The 21002-nt window shown below is 55.0% G+C and carries 21 protein-coding genes, 1 rRNA gene and 2 pseudogenes; 15 read left to right on the forward strand and 9 right to left on the reverse strand.

Annotation, left to right across the window (positions count from 1 at the left end; translation table 11 throughout):
* Nucleotides 1-97: ribosomal RNA gene (locus tag GA0061070_RS22295) — 16S ribosomal RNA — on the reverse strand; the annotation flags it as partial.
* Between the two features lie 574 nt (nucleotides 98-671).
* Here GA0061070_RS22295 and purH point away from each other — a divergent pair.
* Nucleotides 672-2261, forward strand: a complete 1590-nt coding sequence (purH, locus tag GA0061070_RS22300) for a bifunctional phosphoribosylaminoimidazolecarboxamide formyltransferase/IMP cyclohydrolase (protein WP_090138525.1) — start codon at nucleotides 672-674, stop codon at nucleotides 2259-2261.
* A gap of 15 nt (nucleotides 2262-2276) precedes the next feature.
* The gene (gene purD / locus GA0061070_RS22305) at nucleotides 2277-3566 is read left to right on the forward strand and encodes a phosphoribosylamine--glycine ligase (RefSeq protein WP_090138526.1); all 1290 of its coding nucleotides are present in this window, start codon (nucleotides 2277-2279) and stop codon (nucleotides 3564-3566) included.
* On the opposite strand, the gene zraR is transcribed toward purD, so the two are convergent.
* Both zraR and zraS read right to left on the reverse strand, forming a co-directional pair.
* Nucleotides 3563-4888, reverse strand: a complete 1326-nt coding sequence (gene zraR / locus GA0061070_RS22310; protein ID WP_090138527.1) for a sigma-54-dependent response regulator transcription factor ZraR — start codon at nucleotides 4886-4888, stop codon at nucleotides 3563-3565. The two genes, purD and zraR, sit on opposite strands and share 4 nt — an antisense overlap.
* Nucleotides 4885-6288: a two-component system sensor histidine kinase ZraS gene (gene zraS / locus GA0061070_RS22315; protein ID WP_090138540.1), complete on the reverse strand. Its 1404-nt coding sequence runs from the start codon at nucleotides 6286-6288 to the stop codon at nucleotides 4885-4887. Before zraS ends, zraR begins: the two co-directional genes overlap by 4 nt.
* A gap of 251 nt (nucleotides 6289-6539) precedes the next feature.
* Here zraS and zraP point away from each other — a divergent pair, with 251 nt between their 5' ends.
* The gene (gene zraP / locus GA0061070_RS22320) at nucleotides 6540-6971 is read left to right on the forward strand and encodes a zinc resistance sensor/chaperone ZraP (RefSeq protein ID WP_090138528.1); all 432 of its coding nucleotides are present in this window, start codon (nucleotides 6540-6542) and stop codon (nucleotides 6969-6971) included.
* 12 nt (nucleotides 6972-6983) lie between these two features.
* Here zraP and GA0061070_RS22325 read toward each other — a convergent pair whose 3' ends face one another.
* The 6 genes from GA0061070_RS22325 to nudC all read right to left on the reverse strand — a co-directional run bounded on the left by GA0061070_RS22325 (nucleotide 6984) and on the right by nudC (nucleotide 11337).
* Nucleotides 6984-7676 (reverse strand): DUF1481 domain-containing protein, encoded by a 693-nt coding sequence (locus tag GA0061070_RS22325; protein WP_208598198.1) that lies wholly within the window; start codon nucleotides 7674-7676, stop codon nucleotides 6984-6986.
* A gap of 12 nt (nucleotides 7677-7688) precedes the next feature.
* Nucleotides 7689-7961, reverse strand: coding sequence for a nucleoid-associated protein HU-alpha (gene hupA / locus GA0061070_RS22330; RefSeq protein ID WP_035890328.1), 273 nt, complete (start codon nucleotides 7959-7961; stop codon nucleotides 7689-7691).
* 186 nt (nucleotides 7962-8147) lie between these two features.
* Nucleotides 8148-8738, reverse strand: a complete 591-nt coding sequence (locus GA0061070_RS22335) for a YjaG family protein (RefSeq protein WP_090138530.1) — start codon at nucleotides 8736-8738, stop codon at nucleotides 8148-8150.
* 32 nt (nucleotides 8739-8770) lie between these two features.
* Nucleotides 8771-9451, reverse strand: a complete 681-nt coding sequence (nfi, locus tag GA0061070_RS22340; RefSeq protein WP_090138531.1) for a deoxyribonuclease V — start codon at nucleotides 9449-9451, stop codon at nucleotides 8771-8773.
* Nucleotides 9452-9460: 9 nt separating this feature from the next.
* Nucleotides 9461-10525 carry a uroporphyrinogen decarboxylase gene (hemE, locus tag GA0061070_RS22345; RefSeq protein WP_090138532.1) on the reverse strand — a complete coding sequence of 355 codons (1065 nt, stop codon included), beginning with the start codon at nucleotides 10523-10525 and terminating at the stop codon, nucleotides 9461-9463.
* 38 nt (nucleotides 10526-10563) lie between these two features.
* Nucleotides 10564-11337, reverse strand: a complete 774-nt coding sequence (nudC, locus tag GA0061070_RS22350) for an NAD(+) diphosphatase (RefSeq protein ID WP_071921795.1) — start codon at nucleotides 11335-11337, stop codon at nucleotides 10564-10566.
* Nucleotides 11338-11417: 80 nt separating this feature from the next.
* Between nudC and rsd the strand changes: the two genes are divergently transcribed.
* The 12 genes and pseudogenes from rsd to GA0061070_RS22410 all read left to right on the forward strand — a co-directional run.
* The gene (gene rsd / locus GA0061070_RS22355) at nucleotides 11418-11921 is read left to right on the forward strand and encodes a sigma D regulator (RefSeq protein WP_090138533.1); all 504 of its coding nucleotides are present in this window, start codon (nucleotides 11418-11420) and stop codon (nucleotides 11919-11921) included.
* 364 nt (nucleotides 11922-12285) lie between these two features.
* Nucleotides 12286-14181, forward strand: coding sequence for a phosphomethylpyrimidine synthase ThiC (thiC, locus tag GA0061070_RS22360; RefSeq protein WP_090138534.1), 1896 nt, complete (start codon nucleotides 12286-12288; stop codon nucleotides 14179-14181).
* Nucleotides 14181-14816 (forward strand): thiamine phosphate synthase, encoded by a 636-nt coding sequence (thiE, locus tag GA0061070_RS22365; RefSeq protein WP_090138535.1) that lies wholly within the window; start codon nucleotides 14181-14183, stop codon nucleotides 14814-14816. The genes thiC and thiE overlap by 1 nt, the downstream gene beginning before the upstream one ends.
* The gene (locus tag GA0061070_RS22370) at nucleotides 14809-15567 is read left to right on the forward strand and encodes a HesA/MoeB/ThiF family protein (protein WP_090138536.1); all 759 of its coding nucleotides are present in this window, start codon (nucleotides 14809-14811) and stop codon (nucleotides 15565-15567) included. Before thiE ends, GA0061070_RS22370 begins: the two co-directional genes overlap by 8 nt.
* Complete coding sequence (thiS, locus tag GA0061070_RS22375; protein WP_090138537.1) at nucleotides 15548-15748, forward strand: sulfur carrier protein ThiS; 201 nt, start codon at nucleotides 15548-15550, stop codon at nucleotides 15746-15748. Before GA0061070_RS22370 ends, thiS begins: the two co-directional genes overlap by 20 nt.
* 1 nt (nucleotide 15749) lies before the next feature.
* Nucleotides 15750-16520 carry a thiazole synthase gene (gene thiG, locus GA0061070_RS22380; protein ID WP_090138538.1) on the forward strand — a complete coding sequence of 257 codons (771 nt, stop codon included), beginning with the start codon at nucleotides 15750-15752 and terminating at the stop codon, nucleotides 16518-16520.
* Nucleotides 16517-17671 carry a 2-iminoacetate synthase ThiH gene (gene thiH, locus GA0061070_RS22385; RefSeq protein ID WP_090138539.1) on the forward strand — a complete coding sequence of 385 codons (1155 nt, stop codon included), beginning with the start codon at nucleotides 16517-16519 and terminating at the stop codon, nucleotides 17669-17671. The genes thiG and thiH overlap by 4 nt, the downstream gene beginning before the upstream one ends.
* A 316-nt stretch (nucleotides 17672-17987) precedes the next feature.
* Complete coding sequence (locus GA0061070_RS22390) at nucleotides 17988-18293, forward strand: PTS sugar transporter subunit IIB (RefSeq protein WP_090127132.1); 306 nt, start codon at nucleotides 17988-17990, stop codon at nucleotides 18291-18293.
* Nucleotides 18294-18297: 4 nt separating this feature from the next.
* Nucleotides 18298-18615: a PTS lactose/cellobiose transporter subunit IIA gene (locus tag GA0061070_RS22395; protein WP_035890295.1), complete on the forward strand. Its 318-nt coding sequence runs from the start codon at nucleotides 18298-18300 to the stop codon at nucleotides 18613-18615.
* 261 nt (nucleotides 18616-18876) lie between these two features.
* Nucleotides 18877-20096 (forward strand): annotated as a pseudogene (locus tag GA0061070_RS22400) (IS256 family transposase).
* Nucleotides 20032-20394: pseudogene (locus tag GA0061070_RS25685) on the forward strand (hypothetical protein); the annotation flags it as partial. The pseudogenes GA0061070_RS22400 and GA0061070_RS25685, both read left to right, overlap by 65 nt.
* A gap of 313 nt (nucleotides 20395-20707) precedes the next feature.
* A partial coding sequence (locus GA0061070_RS22410; protein WP_208598159.1) for a transposase occupies nucleotides 20708-21002 on the forward strand: 295 nt, incomplete at its 3' end.

Below are 21002 nucleotides of genomic sequence, written 5' to 3' on the forward strand. Positions count from 1 at the left end.
GTCACCCGAGAGCAAGCTCTCTGTGCTACCGTTCGACTTGCATGTGTTAGGCCTGCCGCCAGCGTTCAATCTGAGCCATGATCAAACTCTTCAATTTAAAGTTTGATGCTCATCGAATTAAACTTCGTAATGAATTACGTGTTCACCCGAGAGACCTGGTATTCATTTTTTGTCCGAAGACATCAAGAATCCATGTCACCTGAGTGCCCACACAGATTGTCTGATAAATTGTTAAAGAGCAGTTGCGACGCGGCTTTCAGCGCTTCGTCGCGAGGTGGCGTATATTACGCTTTCCTCTTTCAGAGTCAACCCTGATTTTCAGGATTTTTCTCTTCAACCGACCCGGCTGTTTATGTGAAGTGATTCACATCCGCCGTGTCGATGGAGGCGCATTATAGGGAGTTCTCCGCCCCCCGCAATAGAAAAATGACATAAAAATGACTGATCGCTGCATTCCACAGCAAAACGCGGCTTTATACCCATTTACACACAGACTTATCCACAATCTGGCAAAATACTAAAAATTAGCGAGCGCTACGCAAACGTTTTCGTTACAATGCCCGCGCAAAAATCGTGAGCCTTGCATGGGGTGTTAGCTAAGTTTTGGGATCATTAACGATCCAAAAATTCATCTAATGCTCTCTGTTCAAGTCAAATCCAGGGGATTTACCATGCAACAACGTCGTCCAGTCCGCCGCGCACTGCTCAGTGTTTCTGACAAGGCCGGTATTGTCGAATTCGCACAGGCGCTCTCTCAGCGTGGCGTAGAACTGCTCTCTACTGGCGGAACCGCTCGTCTGCTGGCAGATAAAGGTCTGCCGGTGACTGAAGTCTCCGACTACACCGGTTTCCCGGAAATGATGGATGGACGCGTAAAAACCCTGCACCCAAAAGTACACGGCGGGATCCTCGGTCGTCGCGGCCAGGATGACGCGATCATGGCAGAACATGCAATCTCGCCGATCGATATGGTTGTTGTTAACCTTTATCCGTTCGCCCAGACCGTCGCCCGTGAAGGCTGCTCGCTGGAAGATGCAGTAGAAAACATCGATATCGGCGGCCCAACGATGGTGCGCTCTGCGGCGAAGAACCATAAAGATGTTGCCATCGTGGTAAAAAGCAGCGACTACAGCGCCATCATTAATGAGATGGATGCGAACGAAGGCTCGCTGACGTTAGAAACCCGTTTCGATCTGGCCATTAAAGCCTTTGAGCACACTGCCGCTTACGACAGCATGATCGCCAACTACTTTGGTAGCCTGGTTCCGGCCTATCACGGTGAAAGCAAAGAACCATCAGGTCGCTTTCCGCGCACACTGAACCTGAACTTCATCAAGAAACAGGATATGCGCTACGGTGAGAACAGCCACCAGCAGGCTGCCTTCTATATAGAAGAAGAAGTAAAAGAGGCTTCTGTAGCTACCGCGCAGCAATTGCAGGGTAAAGCGCTTTCTTATAACAACATCGCGGATACCGATGCGGCGCTGGAATGTGTAAAAGAGTTCAGCGAGCCTGCCTGCGTTATCGTTAAGCATGCAAACCCTTGCGGCGTGGCAGTTAGCGACTCCATTCTTGCGGCTTACGATAGCGCATATAAAACCGATCCGACCTCCGCATTCGGCGGCATTATCGCCTTTAACCGCGAGCTGGATGCTGCCACCGCTCAGGCGATCATCTCCCGCCAGTTTGTGGAAGTGATCATCGCACCATCTGCAACAGAGGAAGCGCTGAAAATCACGGCAGCCAAACAGAATGTCCGCGTACTGCTCTGCGGCGAGTGGTCGCAACGCGTGCCGGGGCTCGACTTTAAACGCGTCAATGGCGGGTTGCTGGTTCAGGATCGTGATCTGGGCATGGTCAGCAACAACGAACTGCGAATTGTTAGCAAGCGCCAACCGACGGAGCAAGAGCTGCGTGATGCGCTGTTCTGCTGGAAAGTAGCAAAATTCGTGAAATCCAACGCTATCGTTTATGCAAAAGAGAATATGACCATCGGCATTGGCGCAGGCCAGATGAGCCGTGTCTACTCAGCGAAGATCGCCGGGATCAAAGCCGGTGACGAAGGGCTGGAAGTAAAAGGTTCTGCAATGGCGTCTGACGCATTCTTCCCGTTCCGTGATGGTATTGATGCCGCTGCCGCTGTTGGTGTGACCTGCGTGATCCAACCGGGCGGCTCTATCCGCGATGACGAAGTGATTGCCGCTGCCGATGAACACGGCATTGCTATGATCTTTACCGATATGCGTCACTTCCGCCATTAATCCACGGAGCAGACAATGAAAGTATTAGTGATTGGTAACGGCGGGCGCGAACACGCGCTGGCCTGGAAAGCGGCGCAGTCACCGCTGGTCGATACCGTTTTTGTTGCACCGGGTAATGCCGGTACCGCGCTGGAACCGACGCTGCAAAACGTGGCGATTGGCGTCACCGATATTCCGGCGCTGCTCAGCTTTGCGCAGAATGAGAAAATCGATCTGACCATCGTTGGCCCGGAAGCACCGCTGGTCATTGGTGTGGTAGACGCCTTTCGCGCCGCTGGTCTGAAAATTTTTGGTCCAACGCAAGGCGCAGCGCAACTCGAGGGCTCGAAAGCTTTCACCAAAGATTTCCTGGCACGCCATAAGATCCCGACGGCGGAATACCAGAATTTCACCGAGATTGAACCGGCTCTGGCGTACCTGCGTGAGAAAGGCGCGCCAATCGTCATTAAAGCGGACGGTCTGGCTGCGGGTAAAGGCGTGATTGTCGCCATGACGCTGGAAGAAGCCGAAGCGGCAGCGAACGATATGCTGGCGGGTAATGCTTTTGGCGATGCTGGCCACCGTATCGTTATTGAAGAGTTCCTCGACGGCGAAGAAGCCAGCTTTATCGTAATGGTTGATGGCGAACATGTTCTGCCGATGGCAACCAGCCAGGATCACAAACGCGTGGGTGATGGCGATACAGGGCCGAACACTGGCGGTATGGGCGCGTACTCGCCTGCGCCAGTCGTCACCGATGACGTGCATCAACGTACGATGGAACGCATTATATGGCCGACCGTGCTCGGGATGGCGGCAGAAGGCAATACTTACACCGGTTTCCTGTATGCCGGCCTGATGATTGACAAACAGGGCAATCCGAAAGTGATTGAGTTTAACTGCCGCTTTGGCGATCCGGAAACGCAACCGATCATGATGCGCATGCAGTCAGACCTGGTTGAATTGTGCCTGGCCGCCTGCGAAGGCAAGCTTGACGAGAAAACCTCGGAGTGGGATGAACGCGCGTCTCTGGGCGTAGTAATGGCTGCCGGTGGTTATCCGGGCGACTACAGCAAGGACGATGTGATCCACGGTCTTCCGGTGGAAGAAGTGGCAGATGGGAAAGTATTCCACGCAGGCACTAAACTCTCCAGCGACGACCAGGTGCTGACCAACGGCGGCCGCGTACTCTGCGTTACTGCGTTGGGTAATAGCGTTGCCGAAGCACAGCAACGCGCCTACCAGTTGATGACCAATATTCACTGGAATGGCAGCTTTAGCCGCAAGGATATCGGCTATCGAGCCATCGCGCGCGAGCAGCACTAACGCGACAGTTTTGCCAACAGCGTTTTGCGCGTGATCCCCAACTGACGGGCGGCTTCGGTTTTGTTGCCGCCCGTTTTCTCCAGCGCCGCCTGTATCACTTCTTTCTCCACCTCCACCAGCGGCTGGATATCATGTCCCTGCAAGGTTTTTATCGGCGTGGAGGCAATCGCCAGCGGTAGTTCGCGTTCAGAGACGAACTCTCCGGTCAGCAGAACGACGGCCCGTTCGATAGCGTTTTCCAGCTCACGAATATTGCCCGGCCAGTCGTAATGAATCAGCAGATCCATTGCCTGCGGCGTAAACCCTTTCACCCCTTTGCGGTTACGCCCGGCATAGCGCTGCAGAAAGTGCTCAGCCAACAGCGGGATATCTTCGCGGCGCTGGCGTAACGACGGCATCTCGATAGTCACCACGTTCAGCCGGTAGTAGAGATCCTGACGAAAGCGTCCGGCGCTCACCTCCTGCGCCAAATCGCGGTGCGTGGCGGCGATAAGCCTTACATCGACGGAAATCGTCTGATTACTGCCGACACGCTGCACTTCCCGTTCCTGAATGGCCCGCAGCAGCCGGACCTGCATCAGTGGCGAAATGTCACCAATCTCATCAAGAAACAGAGTACCACCGTCCGCCTCGACAAAACGCCCCTCCCGACGCTTGTCCGCGCCGGTAAATGCCCCCTTTTCATGGCCGAACAGCTCTGACTCCAGCAGGGATTCATTGAGCGCCGCACAGTTCAGCGTCACCAGCTGTTTGTCGGCACGGGCGCTGCTGGCATGCAACGCCCGTGCGACCAACTCTTTACCGGTGCCGGAGTCACCGTGAATCAGTACCGTTGCATCCGAAGGTGCCACCATCGCGATATCATTGAGCAAATGCTGCATCGCCAGGCTGCGGCCAATCATACCGAACTGCACCGCCGAAACCGGGGAAGACGCCCCCCCAGGCTCGCGGGTATGCGCGAGCGCGAGTGCTAACGTCTCCTGCAGGCGGTCAAAATCCAGCGGTTTGATAAGGTAATCCAGCGCGCCGCTTTTTATCGCCTCCACCGCGGTTTCAACGCTGGAGTAAGCGGTCATGATCAGCACAGGAATCGCCGGATTCAGTGCTTTAATCTCTTTGAGCGTATCAATACCGTCCATTTCCGCCATCCGCACGTCGCAGAGCACCACATCAAAAACGTGTTCGCGCACCTGGCACAACGCCTCTTTGCCGCTATTGGCAAGCGCAACCTGGTAGCCCCAGCCGCGCAGCAGCGCCTGTAAAATTGTGCAGTGGCTGACATCATCATCTACCACCAGTACGTCGATGCTCACGTTGCTCATTCCTGTAAGTCCTTCTGCTGTTTTGCTTTCACTGGCAGACAGAGGGTAAATACTGCCCCGTTTCCGGCAACGCTTGTCGCCTGAATGGTTCCGCCGTGCTGTTCGATGATGTTTTGCACCACAGCTAACCCTAACCCCGTTCCGTCGGCTTTTGTCGTGAAGTACGGCGTAAAAATCGCCTGCAGCTGCTCGGGCGCAATGCCTTTACCACTATCGCGAACCACAATTTTCACCCGCTGCCCGTCACATTCGCAGGCCTCGACCTGAATCGTCCCCTGACGTCCGATCGCATGGATGGCGTTCAGATAGAGATTCAGCAGCACCTGCGTCAGTCTGTCCGGGTCGGCCTCCACCCGGCACAGGCTGGCGTTGGGAGCAAAGTGCAGCGCAATTTCCCGACTTTGCGCATCCTGGCTCACCAGCTGCAGCGAGTGAGAGATGACATCGTTCAGATTGACCGACTGTAGAACCAGATGCGCCGGTTTCACCAGTTCCAGCAGTTCGCTCACCACCCGGTTTAACCTGTCGGCTTCTTTGCCCATCACCTGCGCCAGCTCGTGTGATTCGCCGCCCTGTGGCGTTCGCTCGGCAAAATACTTCGCAATCCCTTTAATGGACGAAAGCGGGTTGCGAATCTCGTGCGCGACCCCGGCGGCCAGATGCCCGAGCGCCACCAGTTTCTCTTTGCGGTTCATCGCCTCCTGCAACTGCTGGCGGGAGCGCTGGTAGCGACGGTACCAAAAAAAGGTCAGTATCGTCGCCAGCAGCACAGCGGCCAGCGCGAAGAGCACGATCAGCGTATTACGCCATTCGCGCGCCTGGGCGGCCACCAACTCACGGGCATCAAAGGCGATAAAGATAGCCTGATGCCTGACGTCAGGCGGCAGAACGGCATTACAGCGCGACATTGCATGTTTGCCCGACGTATGAAGCGGCTGAAACTCCCGGTAGACCTCCAGCGCAGGCGTCGGCTCAGCCTCCCCTCTGGCGACGCTAATGCGCCGCCAGCGCTCCTGCGCATCCACAGTCAGTGCGCGCATCTCGTCCGGCGAGTACAGCGGCTTACCTACCTGAGCGGGGTCGCTGTGGGTGACAATGTTACCTCTGGCATCCGTCAGCGCAAACCACAGCACACCAGGCTGGCCCGCCATCTCTTCCAACAGCGTCTGCTGCTGTGTGTGGTGCATCCGCATGCCCATACCGACGCGCGAGCCAGACTCCAGCGCGCGGATCAGTACATTGCCTTTTTCCAGTAGCGTCTGACGGGCGGCGGCGCTCTCCCGTCCATAGTCCCGAATAACCATCACCGAGAACAGCACCACCAGCAGAAACACTACGGCGGGCAATACGCCGCTCAGCCAGCGTGCCGCGCTATCCTTATGTAGATGTATTGTGTGCATCCAAACATCCTTTGCCATGTTGATTCCTGTTTCTGAGCAGAAATCATGCCACCTTTCCCTCCTGTTAACCCTGCCCCCGGACAAGAACATGATGCCCATGCGGGTAAAAATGACCCGCAGTAGCGACCCGACGGGTCATTTTTACTCGCATTCACCGCTGTCGCCGCGCTCCTGCGCCCGCAGACAGTGGTTTTAACCGCTGGCACGGAAGATGCAATACCGATAGTGAGACAACGAACAGGAGAATTAATATGAAACAGAATAAACAGATTGTACTGGCACTGGTTGCGATGGTAATGATGGCTATGGGCTCCACTGCTGCCCTCGCCAGAGGCGGCTGGGGCAATCACGGCGGAATGTGGCAGCAGGGCGCCAGCCCGTTAACCACAGAGCAGCAGGCTGCAGCGCAAAAAATTTATGATGGCTACTACGCGCAAACCAGCACGCTGCGCCAGCAGTTGGCGTCTAAACACTATGAATATAACGCGCTGCTCACCGCCAGCGCGCCGGATAGCAACAAAGTCAACGCGGTTGCCAAAGAGATTGCGTCGTTAAACCAGTCGCTGGACGAAAGCCGCGTTAAACGCGATATCGCGTTGGCGCAGGCAGGCATACCGCGAGGCGGTATGGGCTACAACGGATGCGGTGGCGGCGGTCATATGGGAGGCATGGGACACTGGTAAACCACGCCAGATTTAAAAGGTTTTCGCCTTCGGCTGCCAGCTACAGAAATCTTCATTAGCCACCAGTAGCAGCTGTGACCCTTCCGGCGCCGCCAGCCATGCCACGCTCAGCTCCTTCGAGGATTGGCTCTGGCGGCGCTCAATATAGCTGATCGCCTGACTGTCGAGTTTGGGTTTAATCGTCTGTCCTTCGCAGGTGGTGACAGTGCCATCCTTATGCCAGCTTCCCTGATGCAGTTCAACACGCCCCTGCCGCAGCGCATCGCTGGTCTGGCGAATCTGTTCAGCCCGGTAACGATACAGCGCAATCTGGTCGCTGGAGAGCTGCTGCTTCTGGCCATTGACTTCACGCTGCATAAAGCTCAGCTCACCGCGATCATCAAAACGCACGCGTATATGCTCAGGCGGCTGGCTATAAATATTGAGTTCGACAAGGGTTAAGATATCACCTTGCCAGCGATATTCGCTGAGGGAAGTGTTGCCGTGATGCCACGGACTAAAAGCGGAAAGCAGGTGCGTCTCACCGCCGGAATCTTTACGCCAGATCCGCACCGCGCCCTGATCGTCCGCAAAACCGCTGGCGGTGAACGGGGGCAAGGAAGTATCGTGGCTACAGGCCGTCAGCAACAGTACGCCAGCCAACGTCAATGAGCGACGCCAGAATGACAAAAGGGGCGAAACCGCCCCTTCGATAAAACTGTTCACTGGCACGCTGTCTTACTTAACAGAGTCTTTCAGTGCCTTACCAGAAACAAATGCTGGCACGTTAGCGGCAGCGATTTTGATTTCTTTACCGGTCTGCGGATTGCGGCCAGTACGCTCAGCGCGGTGGTTCACTTTGAATGTACCGAAACCAACCAGTTGTACCGCATCGCCTTCTTTCAGAGACTCAGTAATTGCAGCCAGGGTGGATTCCAGTGCAGCTTTTGCCTGCGCTTTAGACAGATCAGCCTTGTCTGCAATTACATCAATCAGTTGAGTCTTATTCATAAGTTATCCTTTCAATGTGTTTATCGCTTGCTAAGCATCGAGTGCGACGGAAATGCCTCAAAAGCACTCTCCTGCATACACGCACCGATAGCCACTTTTTTTCGCCCCCCAAATGTAGACCAGACGGGGGTAAGAAGGGAAGCCTTCTGGCGCGACAAAACTGGCCCTAAATCACGTTTTCTTGCCTCATTGCTGCAAATTTATACCAATGTTGCTGTCGCCGGCCTCACGCAGGTCTGCGCGTAGCCCTTTAATCAGTTCAATATCACGTTCTTCACAGGCCGCCAAAAGACGGAAAATTTCCCACTGAATATCCCATTCCTGCTCAACGGCGGGGTTCAGTCGTAGCTCTTCATCAGTCATTTCACGACCCGCCTGGGTCATTTCCAGCATCGCAACGGTGGTGATAGACGCTTTGCTGACTTCAACCGCATGCTCCAACGTTTCACCACTCAGGCGAGAATGAACCAGTTCGCTCAATGCTACGCAGGCATCAATCGCCGGGTAAACGCCGTATAGATCGTAATCATCGGCAGCCGGAATCGCCTCTTCCAGCTTCTCAAGCTGGCTGTCGAAATTCACTTTCGCATCTTTAACGATCTGCGTTTCCCAAACCAGGTCGAGGATACGGCGATAAAGTTGCGCGTCGCCAAACCCCGTCTGCTGGCAGAACATGGCGTAATTGGGATACATGCGCTCGCACAGACACGCCATAAAGACCACGTGCTGCCAGCTTTCCAGCCGCTCCAGACGCAGGTGAATTGGGTTTTGTAACATGGTTGTTTCTCAATATCAGTAATGGCGGCAGTTTACCTGATATTGCGCTGGATTTCCTGCCAACGCGAAAACGCGGGCCTCCCGGACGCCACCGCATCCGCCCAGCGCGTCGGCTCTGGTAGCCGGTAACCCTTCATACAGTGCTGCACCCACGCCAATGCGCTATCCTGGCTGACACGATGCCCGGTCGTGATGAACAGTGGATTACAGCGTGCTTTACTGCGCCATACCCATGCCAGCTTCTCACCTTTATCCAGCAGCGGCGCCAGCGCGCCGGGCTCATCGGCAAGTGGCTCAAACTTGCCGCACAGCCGTTTTTTTGCCACGCCAATCGTCGGCACATCCACCAGCAGCCCAAAGTGGCTGGCGACCCCCAGACGGCGCGGATGCGAAATGCCATGCCCATCAACAAACAGCAGATCCGGCTTTTGCGACAGTTGTTGCCACGCCGCCAGCAGAGCAGGATATTCGCGAAAGGAGAGAAAGCCCGGAATATAGGGCATAGTGGTGGCGATGCGCGCCACCTGATATTCGACTAGCTCCAGCGATGGCCAGCCGAGGAGCACCATCGCAGCCCGCGTCACTTCGCCGCCTTGCTCAAACCCGACATCAGCACCGCCGATCAGTCGGGGAGGATCTGTATCCAGGCGATCCTCATGGATCACCGAAGACGCCAGTTCAAGTTGTTGTGCGCGTAATGACGCAAGATCCATACGTCCTCCTTACTGATGCCAGGCGGCCGACAGACGGTGTACCGCCTCGACAAAGACTCCCGCATGTTCCGGTGCGACATCCTGATGAATGCCATGACCGAGGTTAAACACGTGGCCTTCGCCTTTGCCAAAGCCCGCCAGAATGGTGGCCACTTCCTCTTCGATGCGCGCGGGTGGCGCATACAGCATGGAAGGATCCATGTTGCCTTGCAGCGCGACTTTATGGCCTACACGACGACGCGCATCGGCGATATCGGTGGTCCAGTCCAGGCCCAGCGCATCACAGCCAGTTTCCGCCATCGCTTCCAGCCACTGCCCACCGCCTTTGGTAAACAGTGTTACCGGCACGCGGCGCCCTTCATTTTCTCGCAGCAGGCCATCAACGATTTTATGCATGTAATAGAGCGAGAACTGCTGATAATCACGCCCGGTCAGCACACCGCCCCAGGTATCAAAAATCATCACAGATTGCGCGCCAGCGCGGATCTGCGCGTTCAGGTACAGCGTGACGCTCTGCGCCAGCTTATCGAGCAGCGCGTGCAGCGTATGCGGCTCGGCGTACATCATTTTTTTGATCACGGTAAACGCTTTGCTGCTGCCGCCTTCCACCATATAGGTTGCCAGCGTCCATGGGCTACCGGAGAAGCCAATCAATGGCACTTCGCCTTTCAGCTCGCGGCGAATAGTGCGCACCGCGTTCATCACATAGCCCAATTCGTTTTCCGGGTCCGGAATCGGCAGCTTATCCACATCAGCTTTGCTGGTGATGGGCGATGTGAAGCGCGGCCCTTCGCCGGCTTCAAAATAGAGGCCCAGCCCCATCGCGTCCGGCACGGTAAGAATGTCCGAGAAAAGGATCGCCGCATCAAGCTGGTAGCGGCGCAACGGTTGAAGCGTCACTTCACAGGCCAGTTCAGCGTTTTTGCACAACGACATAAAGTCGCCTGCTTGCGCACGCGTCGCTTTGTACTCAGGCAAATAGCGGCCAGCCTGGCGCATCATCCATACTGGCGTCATGTCTACGGGCTGGCGCTGGAGCGCGCGCAGGTAACGATCGTTTTTCAGTTCGGTCATTTTCAGTTCCTTAAGCGTCAGACCGTTATTGTATCACGTCATTGATCGTCTGCCCGACACATCGCCACGGTGTCTTCAATCAGGCGGCGCGCCACTGTGCCCGGCGGCGGCAGTAGCGGTAAGGCGTCATAGCGATACCAGCCCGCATCTAACAGTTCTTTCGGATCAATATGAATTTCACCGCTGTCATACTCTGCCATAAAGGCCGTCATCAGCGATTGCGGGAAGGGCCATGGCTGTGAGGTGACATAACGCAGATTCTTCACCTTGATGCCGCTCTCTTCCATCACTTCACGCGCTACCGCCTGCTCCAGCGTTTCACCGACTTCAACAAACCCGGCAAGCACAGTGTAGATGCCATTGCGGTGACGGGTATGTTGCGCGAGCAGGATGCTGTCGTCGCGGCGAATGGCGACAATAATGCAGGGGGCAATTTGCGGATAATAACGCTCCCGGCAGTGGTCACAGAGCATCGCCCACTCGGTTTTGCTCGGGTGCATGGTGTGCCCGCAATAACCACAAAACTGATGCGAGCGGTAAAACTCGGCCAGTTGCACGCCGCGCCCGGCTAACTGAAAAAGACCAACATCCTGATCGATAAGCAGTCGCACGGAGCCCATATCATGTCGACGATTTTGACGAACCATCCACACGGGTTCGCCCTGCCATTCCCCAATATGAAGTGCACTTTGGCCCACAAGTTCGAAATTTCCTGGCTTACCATGTGGTAATTCTCCACCGGGCAACCATAATTTTTGTTCATGGCTCACGATCCACCAGCCACGATCGGATGCTTCAATAATACGTACCATTGCACTACCTTAGCTTCACTGGCATGTTATTAACATTATTATTACATTTTTTCTGAACTTACATATTTGCGGAGCCATTTATGCTAAACCAGTTAGAAAGCCTGACAGAGCGCGTTGGAGGAAGTAACAAACTTGTCGACCACTGGCTACTTGTTCGTAAGCAACTTCTTGTTTCTTACTACAATCTGGTTGGCATTAAGCCTGGCAAAGGATCGTACATGCAGCTCAATGAAAAAGCGCTGGACGATTTTTGTCACAATCTGGTGGAATACCTCTCCGCCGGCCATTTCAATATTTATGAACGTATCATCAGCGAAATGGAAGGCACCAACCCACTTTTAGCCGCCACGCAACTTTATCCACAACTCGAAGCCAACACCGTGGAGCTCATGAATTACTATGACTCCAGCCTGGAAAAAGCCATTGATGACGACAACTGTCTGGAGTTCCAACAGGTACTATCAAATATCGGCGAAGCGCTTGCCGCCCGCTTTATGCTGGAAGACAAGTTGATTGTGCTGGCCTTTGATAACAACCTCAACGAGAGCGCCAATGACGAAAGTGGAATGGCGCACCCCGCTTGAGTTCTTAAGTATTAACGCGTAGTTTAAAAAGCAGTCCCCCGTTTTCGGACGGGGTTTTTCTTGTCGGAGTGCCTATATTTCCACAAAATCATTCTCGATGCGTCGAGGCGGCAAGTTCGTGAATCCCCAGGAGCTTACATCAAGTAAGTGACTGGGGTGAGCGAACGCAGCCAACAAAGAGGCAGCGTGAAGGATGAAGGGGAAAAGGCTGAGACCGTTAATTCGGGATCCGCGGAACCTGATCGGGTTAAGACCTGCGAAGGGAACAAGAGTAATCTATTCACAACGACCACCCTCACGGGCGGTTTGCTGCCATTACTCCATCCGTCGTCTGACAAGCCATCTCATAATTATGGAATGAGCTATGTCTGCAAAAACTGTTACACGCCGTGAACAACGCGCCCAGGCGCAACACTTCATTGATACGCTGGAAGGCACCGCTTTCCCCCATTCGCAACGCATTTACATCACCGGTTCACAGCCAGATATCCGCGTGCCCATGCGTGAGATCCAGCTCAGCCCAACGCTTATTGGCGGCACCAAAGCGCAGCCGCAATATGAAGAAAACGAGGCCGTGCCGGTATATGACACCTCCGGTCCGTATGGCGATCCGGCGGTCGCCATTGATGTGCAACAGGGTCTGGCAAAGCTGCGTGCACCGTGGATAACCGCCCGCAACGACACTGAAACGCTCGATGAACGCAGCTCAGCGTACACCAAAGAGCGGCTGGCCGATGACGGCCTCGATGATCTGCGTTTTAGCGGTTTGCTGACGCCGCAACGCGCCAAAGCAGGCTGCTGCGTGACCCAGTTGCACTATGCCCGCCAGGGGATGGTGACGCCGGAAATGGAATTTATCGCCATCCGTGAAAACATGGGCCGCGAGCGCATCCGCAGCGAAGTACTGCGCAGGCAGCATCCGGGCGAAGGTTTTGGCGCTCGCCTGCCGGAAAACATCACGCCGGAATTTGTCCGCGATGAAGTGGCTGCCGGTCGTGCCATTATTCCCGCCAATATTAACCATCCGGAGTCGGAGCCGATGATTATCGGCCGCAACTTCCTGGTAAAAGTGAACGCCAACATCGGCAACTCGGCGGTGACCTCCTCCATTGAAGAAGAGGTGGAAAAACTGGTCTGGTCAACCCGCTGGGGCGCGGACACGGTGATGGATCTCTCCACCGGGCGCTATATCCATGAAACTCGCGAATGGATCCTGCGTAACAGCCCGGTGCCTATCGGCACCGTACCGATCTATCAGGCGCTGGAGAAGGTCAACGGGATCGCCGAAGATCTTAACTGGCAGGCGTTCCGCGACACACTACTGGAACAAGCGGAACAAGGGGTGGATTATTTCACCATTCACGCAGGTGTGCTGCTGCGTTACGTGCCGATGACCGCCCGTCGTCTGACCGGCATTGTTTCACGCGGCGGCTCGATTATGGCGAAATGGTGCCTTTCCCATCATCAGGAGAACTTCCTTTACACCCACTTCCGCGAAATCTGCGAGATCTGCGCCGCTTACGACGTTGCATTGTCGCTGGGCGATGGTTTGCGTCCGGGTTCTATTCAGGACGCCAACGACGAAGCGCAATTCGCGGAGTTGCACACATTGGGCGAGCTGACCAAAATCGCCTGGCAGTATGACGTACAGGTGATGATTGAAGGGCCGGGGCATGTGCCGATGCAGATGATCCGCCGCAATATGACCGAAGAACTGGAACACTGCCACGAAGCGCCGTTCTACACGCTTGGTCCACTCACTACTGATATCGCTCCAGGTTACGATCACTTCACCTCCGGCATTGGCGCGGCGATGATTGGCTGGTTTGGCTGCGCGATGCTTTGTTATGTCACGCCGAAAGAGCACCTTGGCCTGCCGAACAAAGAGGATGTAAAACAGGGGATTATCACCTATAAGATCGCCGCCCACGCGGCTGACCTCGCCAAAGGCCACCCCGGCGCGCAGATCCGCGATAACGCCATGTCGAAAGCACGCTTTGAGTTCCGCTGGGAAGACCAGTTTAATCTGGCACTCGACCCCTTCACCGCCCGCGCGTATCACGATGAAACCCTGCCACAGGAATCCGGCAAGGTCGCCCACTTCTGCTCGATGTGTGGGCCGAAATTCTGCTCGATGAAAATCTCCCAGGAAGTGCGCGATTATGCCGCTGCCCAGGCTATTGAAGTCGGCATGGCAGACAAGTCGAACGACTTCCGCGCCCGTGGCGGCGAGATCTATCTGAAGCGGGAGGAAGCCTGATGTACCAGCCTGATTTCCCGCCGGTGCCTTTCCGCCTGGGGCTTTATCCGGTGGTCGACAGCGTCGAGTGGTTGACCCGACTGCTGGATACCGGAGTGCGCACCCTGCAATTACGCATCAAAGATAAGCGTGATGACGAGGTCGAAGAGGATGTCATCGCCGCCATTGCACTGGGCCGCCGCTACCACGCGCGGCTGTTTATCAATGACTATTGGCGACTGGCGATCAAACACCAGGCTTACGGCGTTCACCTCGGACAGGAAGATCTGGAAACCACGGATCTTAGCGCAATTCGTGCGGCAGGTTTGCGTCTTGGCGTTTCGACCCATGACGATATGGAGATCAACGTGGCGCTGGCGACGCGTCCGTCTTATATCGCACTGGGCCATGTTTTCCCCACACAAACCAAACAGATGCCTTCCGTGCCACAGGGGTTGGAACAACTGACGCGACATATCGCGCGGCTGGCCGATTACCCGACCGTAGCAATCGGCGGTATCAGTCTGGCACGCACACCAGAGGTACTGGCGATGGGCGTTGGCAGCATCGCTGTAGTCAGTGCAATCACCCAGGCCGCTGACTGGCGACTGGCCACCGAGCAATTACTGGCGCTTGCGGGGGTAGGTGATGAATGATCGCGATTTTATGCGCTACAGCCGCCAGATCCTGCTGGAAGATATTGCTGTTGTCGGCCAACAAAAGCTACTCGCCAGCCGGGTGCTGATTGTTGGCCTCGGCGGTCTTGGCGCGCCTGCGGCGGTTTACCTTGCTGGCGCAGGCATCGGCACACTGGCGCTGGCCGACGACGACGCGGTACACCTGAGTAATCTGCAACGGCAGATCCTGTTCACCACAGACGATATCAACCAACCGAAAGCGGGCGTCACTGCGCAACGCTTACACCAGCTTAACCCGGATATCGAACTGATTACCCTTGAGCAGAAGCTCAGCGGTGAAGCGCTACAACAACAGGTCGCGCAGGCCGATGTAGTACTCGATTGCAGCGACAATATGACCACTCGCCAGGCGGTTAATGCCGCCTGCGTGGCGCAGGAAACACCGTTGATCAGCGCCAGTGCAGTTGGCTTTGGTGGACAGATGATGGTGCTGACGCCACCCTGGCCACAGGGGTGTTATCGCTGCCTGTGGCCCGATGAAAGCGAACCGGAACGCAACTGCCGTACGGCGGGTATTGTTGGCCCGGTGGTCGGCGTCATGGGTGCCATGCAGGCGCTGGAAGCCATCAAATTGTTAAGCGGCATCAGCACCACCAGCGGCGAGTTACGCCTATTTGATGCCCGCACCAATCTCTGGCGCACGCTGGCATTGCATCGCGCGCAGGGGTGTCCGGTATGCGGAGGGCGGCATGCAAATACGCTTCAATGATGAGCAGATGCAGTGTGCGTCCGGGCTTTCCGTTGCTGCGTTATTGCAGCAAATCAATCAGCTAAAACCCGGTGCCGCGCTGGCGGTGAATCAACAGATCCTGCCGCGCGAGCGCTGGGACTGTCATCTTGTGCAGGACGGCGACGAGATCCTGCTTTTTCAGGTTATCGCAGGGGGTTGAGATGTTACGTATTGCAGATAAAACGTTTACCTCGCGGCTGTTTACCGGCACCGGTAAATTTGCCTCGCCGCAACTGATGATCGACGCAATCCGCGCCTCCGGCAGCGAACTGGTCACGCTGGCCATGAAGCGCGTGGATCTACGCAAACAAAGCGATGGCATCCTGCAACCGCTACGCGATGCAGGCGTCACGCTGCTGCCGAACACATCCGGGGCGAAGAATGCTGAAGATGCCATTTTTGCCGCACAGCTGGCGCGTGAAGCATTGGGAACTCACTGGTTAAAGCTGGAAATCCACCCGGATGCCCGCTGGTTGTTGCCGGATCCGATCGAAACTCTGCGTGCGGCAGAAAAGCTGGTGCAGCAGGGTTTTGTGGTGCTGCCCTACTGCGGTGCCGATCCGGTGCTGTGCAAACGACTGGAAGAGGTCGGCTGCGCGGCAGTTATGCCGCTGGGGGCGCCGATTGGTTCAAACCAGGGGCTGGAAACCCGCGCCATGCTGGAGATCATCATTGAACAGGCGAATGTCCCGGTGGTGGTTGACGCCGGTATTGGTACGCCCAGCCATGCCACACAAGCGCTGGAGATGGGCGCAGATGCCGTGCTGGTAAATACCGCCATTGCCGTTGCCGACGATCCGGTCATCATGGCGCGTGCTTTTCGTCTGGCAGTAGAAGCTGGCACGCTTGCGCGTCAGGCCGTACCGGGTGTGCGCCAGCGTTTTGCGGCGGCCACCAGCCCGCTGACCGGTTTTCTGGAGACCACCTTATGAGCACCTTTAGCGATTACTGGCGGCAACTAGACTGGGATGATATTGGTCTGCGTATCCACAGTAAAACCGCAGCCGATGTTGAACGTGCGCTGAATGCCAGGCAACCGACGCGCGACGATATGATGGCGCTGCTCTCCCCTGCTGCCAGCGGTTTTCTTGAAGCCATGGCGCAGCGTGCGCAACGACTGACCCGACAGCGGTTTGGTAACACAGTCAGCTTTTATGTTCCTCTGTATTTGTCGAACCTCTGTGCCAATGACTGTACCTACTGTGGCTTTTCGATGAGTAACCATCTGAAACGCAAGACGCTGGATGAACAGGAGATTGCTCGGGAATGTGCAGCCTTGCGCGATCTGGGCTTTGAGCATCTGCTGCTGGTAACCGGCGAGCATCAGGGCAAAGTGGGAATGGACTATTTTCGTCGCCACTTACCCGACATTCGCCGCCAGTTCGCCTCACTACAGATGGAAGTGCAGCCGCTCTCCGAAGAAGAGTATGCCGAGCTGAAAACCCTTGGGCTGGATGGCGTAATGGTCTACCAGGAGACTTATCACGAAGCCCAGTATGCCCGGCACCACCTGCGGGGCAAGAAGCAGGATTTTTTCTGGCGCCTGGAAACGCCGGACAGACTCGGCCGTGCCGGGATCGACAAAATCGGCCTCGGTGCCCTGATGGGGCTTTCCGATAGCTGGCGTGTGGATTGTTATATGGTGGCGGAACACCTGCTATGGTTGCAGCAGCATTACTGGCAAAGCCGCTTTTCCGTCTCTTTCCCGCGCCTGCGCCCCTGTGCTGGTGGTATTGAACCCGCATCACTGATGGATGAACGCCAACTGGTACAAACCATTTGCGCTTTCCGTCTGCTGGCACCGGATGTGGAACTGTCGCTCTCGACGCGCGAATCGCCGCACTTCCGCGATCACGTGATCCCACTGGCCATCAATAATGTCAGCGCGTTCTCTAAAACGCAGCCAGGAGGTTATGCCGATGACCATCCGGAGCTGGAGCAGTTTTTGCCGCACGACGGACGCCGCCCGCGAGAAGTTGCCGACGCATTAGTTGCAAGCGGGTTGCAACCTGTATGGAAAGACTGGGATAGCTGGCTGGGACGCTCGCCGCAAAAAAACAGCAATACGCTGATAACGGGTTAAAACCTTGCGGCGTGCCGCGTAAAAGCAGGATCGGACTGTCGCACACCGTCAGCCGATCCTGCATAGTGTCTGTGTCAGCTTCACTGTCTGACCGGAGCGATCGCTTTACTTTCCCCTCATATCGCTCCGTTTTCCCCCAACGGAATAAAAAACCATGCATATTGATATACATTACCCATTGTGGCGCACCAGTTGTAACCGGTTTCAGGTAAACCCGGGTTTCTTTGTGATGCCATACACACAATCACGGTAAAGCGGTTGTTGATTTCAACTACGCTGGATAATTATCAACAATCCCATCAACACGAGGCTGACTATGAAAAACATCGTTTTATGTTGTGCTGCGGGTATGTCCACCAGCATGCTGGTGCAGCGGATGAAAGATGCAGCACAGAAGAAAGGACTCGAAGTTTCTATCAAAGCGGTTCCTGTTGCGGAATTTAAGGATGAGATTGCAACGGCGGATATCGTGTTGCTGGGGCCACAAGTGAAATACGAGCAGGCAAAACTACAGGCGCAGGCGGAACCGTTAGGTAAAAAGGTAGCGGTTATCGACATGATGGATTACGGCATGATGAAAGGCGATGTCGTACTTGAGAAAGCTCTTAAGCTTCTGGAGTGAGCGCATGGAAGATTTAGAAACCATCATTATGGAATTGCTGGTTAACGCGGGCGCCGCGCGCAGCCAGGCGTTGACTGCGCTGCAACAGGCACGTAAAGGCGATTTTGACGCAGCGGAGCAAGCGATGGAAGAATCGCGGGAGTTCGTTAAAGCCGCGCATAAAATTCAGACTCAGTTGATCGGTCTGGATGAAGGGACAGGTAAACTGCCGGTCAATCTGATTACCGTCCATTCGCAGGATCATCTGATGAACGCGATGGTGATTCAGGATCTGGCAGGTGACATGATTGAGCTATATCGTCGTTTGCCACTGCGTAATTGACGGAACAAACATCGCCTGTATCGCAGGATCAGGATAGGGGCTGATCTCGCGACCAGCCTCCTCCCACACCACCGTACATACGGGTCCATATACGGCAGTTCGGTTATGTTGATCGTCACCTGCCTACAACTCCGGCAGGCCCAGTCTGATGAACAGGATGCTGGGGAGAGCTATACCCAGTGCCGGGCTAGAGACTGTAATTAAAATTGTGTAATTGCCTGTTTTTGATATGTTCACTCCAACAACGGAGACAGGCAAATTATGGGCGAAAAGAAACTCAAAGCGCTCGCTGCTGAACTGGCTAAAGGCCTGAAAACCGAAGCCGACCTCAATCAGTTTTCTCGTATGCTGACGAAATTAACCGTCGAAACAGCGCTCAATGCGGAGCTGACTGACCATCCCGGGTATGAGAAAAATGCGCCCTAAACAGGCTCAAACATCCGCAATGGCTATTCATCAAAAACGTTGCTGTGCGTATGACGGCGAGAAAGAACTGAACACGCCGCGTGACCGTGAAAATACCTTCTAACCCCAGTTGATTAAGAAGCATCAGACGCGTATCACGCAGATGAACAGCCAGATTTTGTCCCTCTACGCCAAAGGCATGACCACGCGCGAAATCGTTGCTACGTTCAAAGAAATGTACGACGCGGATGTATCGCCTACGCTGATATCTACAGTCACCGACGCCGTAAAAGAGCAGGTCACGGAGTGGCAAAACCGACAGATGGATGCACTGTATCCCATTGTTTATATGGGCTGCATTGTCGTCAAAGTCCGTCAGAATGGCAGCGGAATCAACAAAGCTGTTTTCCTGGCGCTGGGTATCAACACCGAAGGCCAGAAAGAGTTGCCGGGCATGTGGCTGGCCGAAAATGAAGGTGCAGAGTTCTGGCTGAGCGTGCTGATGGAGCTGAAAAACCGTGGCCTTCAGGACATCCTGATTACCTCTGAAGGGCTTTCCGGATGCGATAAACAGTGTCTTCCCGCAGACCCATATCCAGCTGTGCATCATCCATATGGTGCGTAACAGCCTGAAATACGTGTTCTGGAAGGACCATAAAGCCGTCACCAGCGGCCTGAAGACGGTTTATCAGGTCCCAACCGAAAAGGCGGCACTGGTGGCACTGGATGCGTTCGCGAAAGTCTGGGACGATAAATATCCGCAAATCAGCAAAAGCTGACGCGCGCACCGGGAAAACCTCAATACGCCCTTCAGTTATCCGCAGGATATCCGCAAGGCCATCTACACAACAAACGCTATCGAATCGCTGAACAGCGTGATCCGGGCAGCCATCAAGAAACGCAAAGTGTTCCCGACTGACGACTCGGTGCGGAAGGTTATTTATCTGGCAATCAAGGATGCGTCAAAAAAATGGAGTATGCCGATCCAGAACTGGCGGCTGGCAATGAGTCGCTTTATTAGCCTTTGTCATTTTTACCGCTCCGCCACAGGGTTCTGCCTCAGTCGGTGTGGCTGACAGTGAGTCGATTAAGTATCTGCAAGGGGAGATCGTTAAGAGACTGGAGCAGCCTGTATTGCTGTCGGTCTATCCTCACCGGGTTGGCAGGCGCAGCTGCGTTGCAGTCCATCTCAGCGACGTGCATGAGAAAACCCTGGATATCCTGATAACTGTTACCGGCAATACACTCTGGCCAGCAGAACAGGAGTACCGGTCGGGTATCCGATGGAATATCTGTGTACCCGATGCAACCGATATGCTCTGGGTTCTTAAGGAAATCGACAGTGTGACCTGTGACACCGGATGTGACTTATAACCCTCCCCCCTTACCAGACAGCGGTGTGTTTTCCGCTGTCTGGTAAGGGGGAGGCTACGGGTGCGGGCGGCAAAGAGCCCGCGTCAGTTTGTCAGTATCGACCCGAGGCCCTGTATCAGTGCAGGAAAATAAGACTGGTCAATCATGATCCCACCGGACAGTTTCCAACTGTCATAGATATGTGGCGAGGCTGTAAAGGTGAAACCTACAGCATCGCTTCCTCCTACGACATTAAACCCGCAGGTAAATGTTTCCAGGGAGTGTTAGAAATTCTGTGTCATTCCAGTAATATACAATCAAAAAGGAATGACACATGTCCCAGCCCTTCGATTTTGACAAAGCACTTAAGGCTCTCCAGTCCGGTCAGGCATTAACCGGAAAGGATGGTATCTTAACGCCATTAATCAAACAGTTAACTGAAGCCGCTCTTGCTGCTGAGCTTGATTCGCATCTGGCTCAGGATGTGGAAGCCAACCGTAAAAATGGTTCCGGTAAGAAGACCATCAAAGCGCCGACCGGCAGCTTCGAACTGGCAACTCCGCGCGATCGTAACGGCACCTTTGAGCCGCAGCTGGTTAAGAAGCATCAGACCACGCTTTCTGACGAGA

Source organism: Kosakonia oryziphila (genome assembly GCF_900094795.1).
GTDB classification, from domain to species: domain Bacteria; phylum Pseudomonadota; class Gammaproteobacteria; order Enterobacterales; family Enterobacteriaceae; genus Kosakonia; species Kosakonia oryziphila.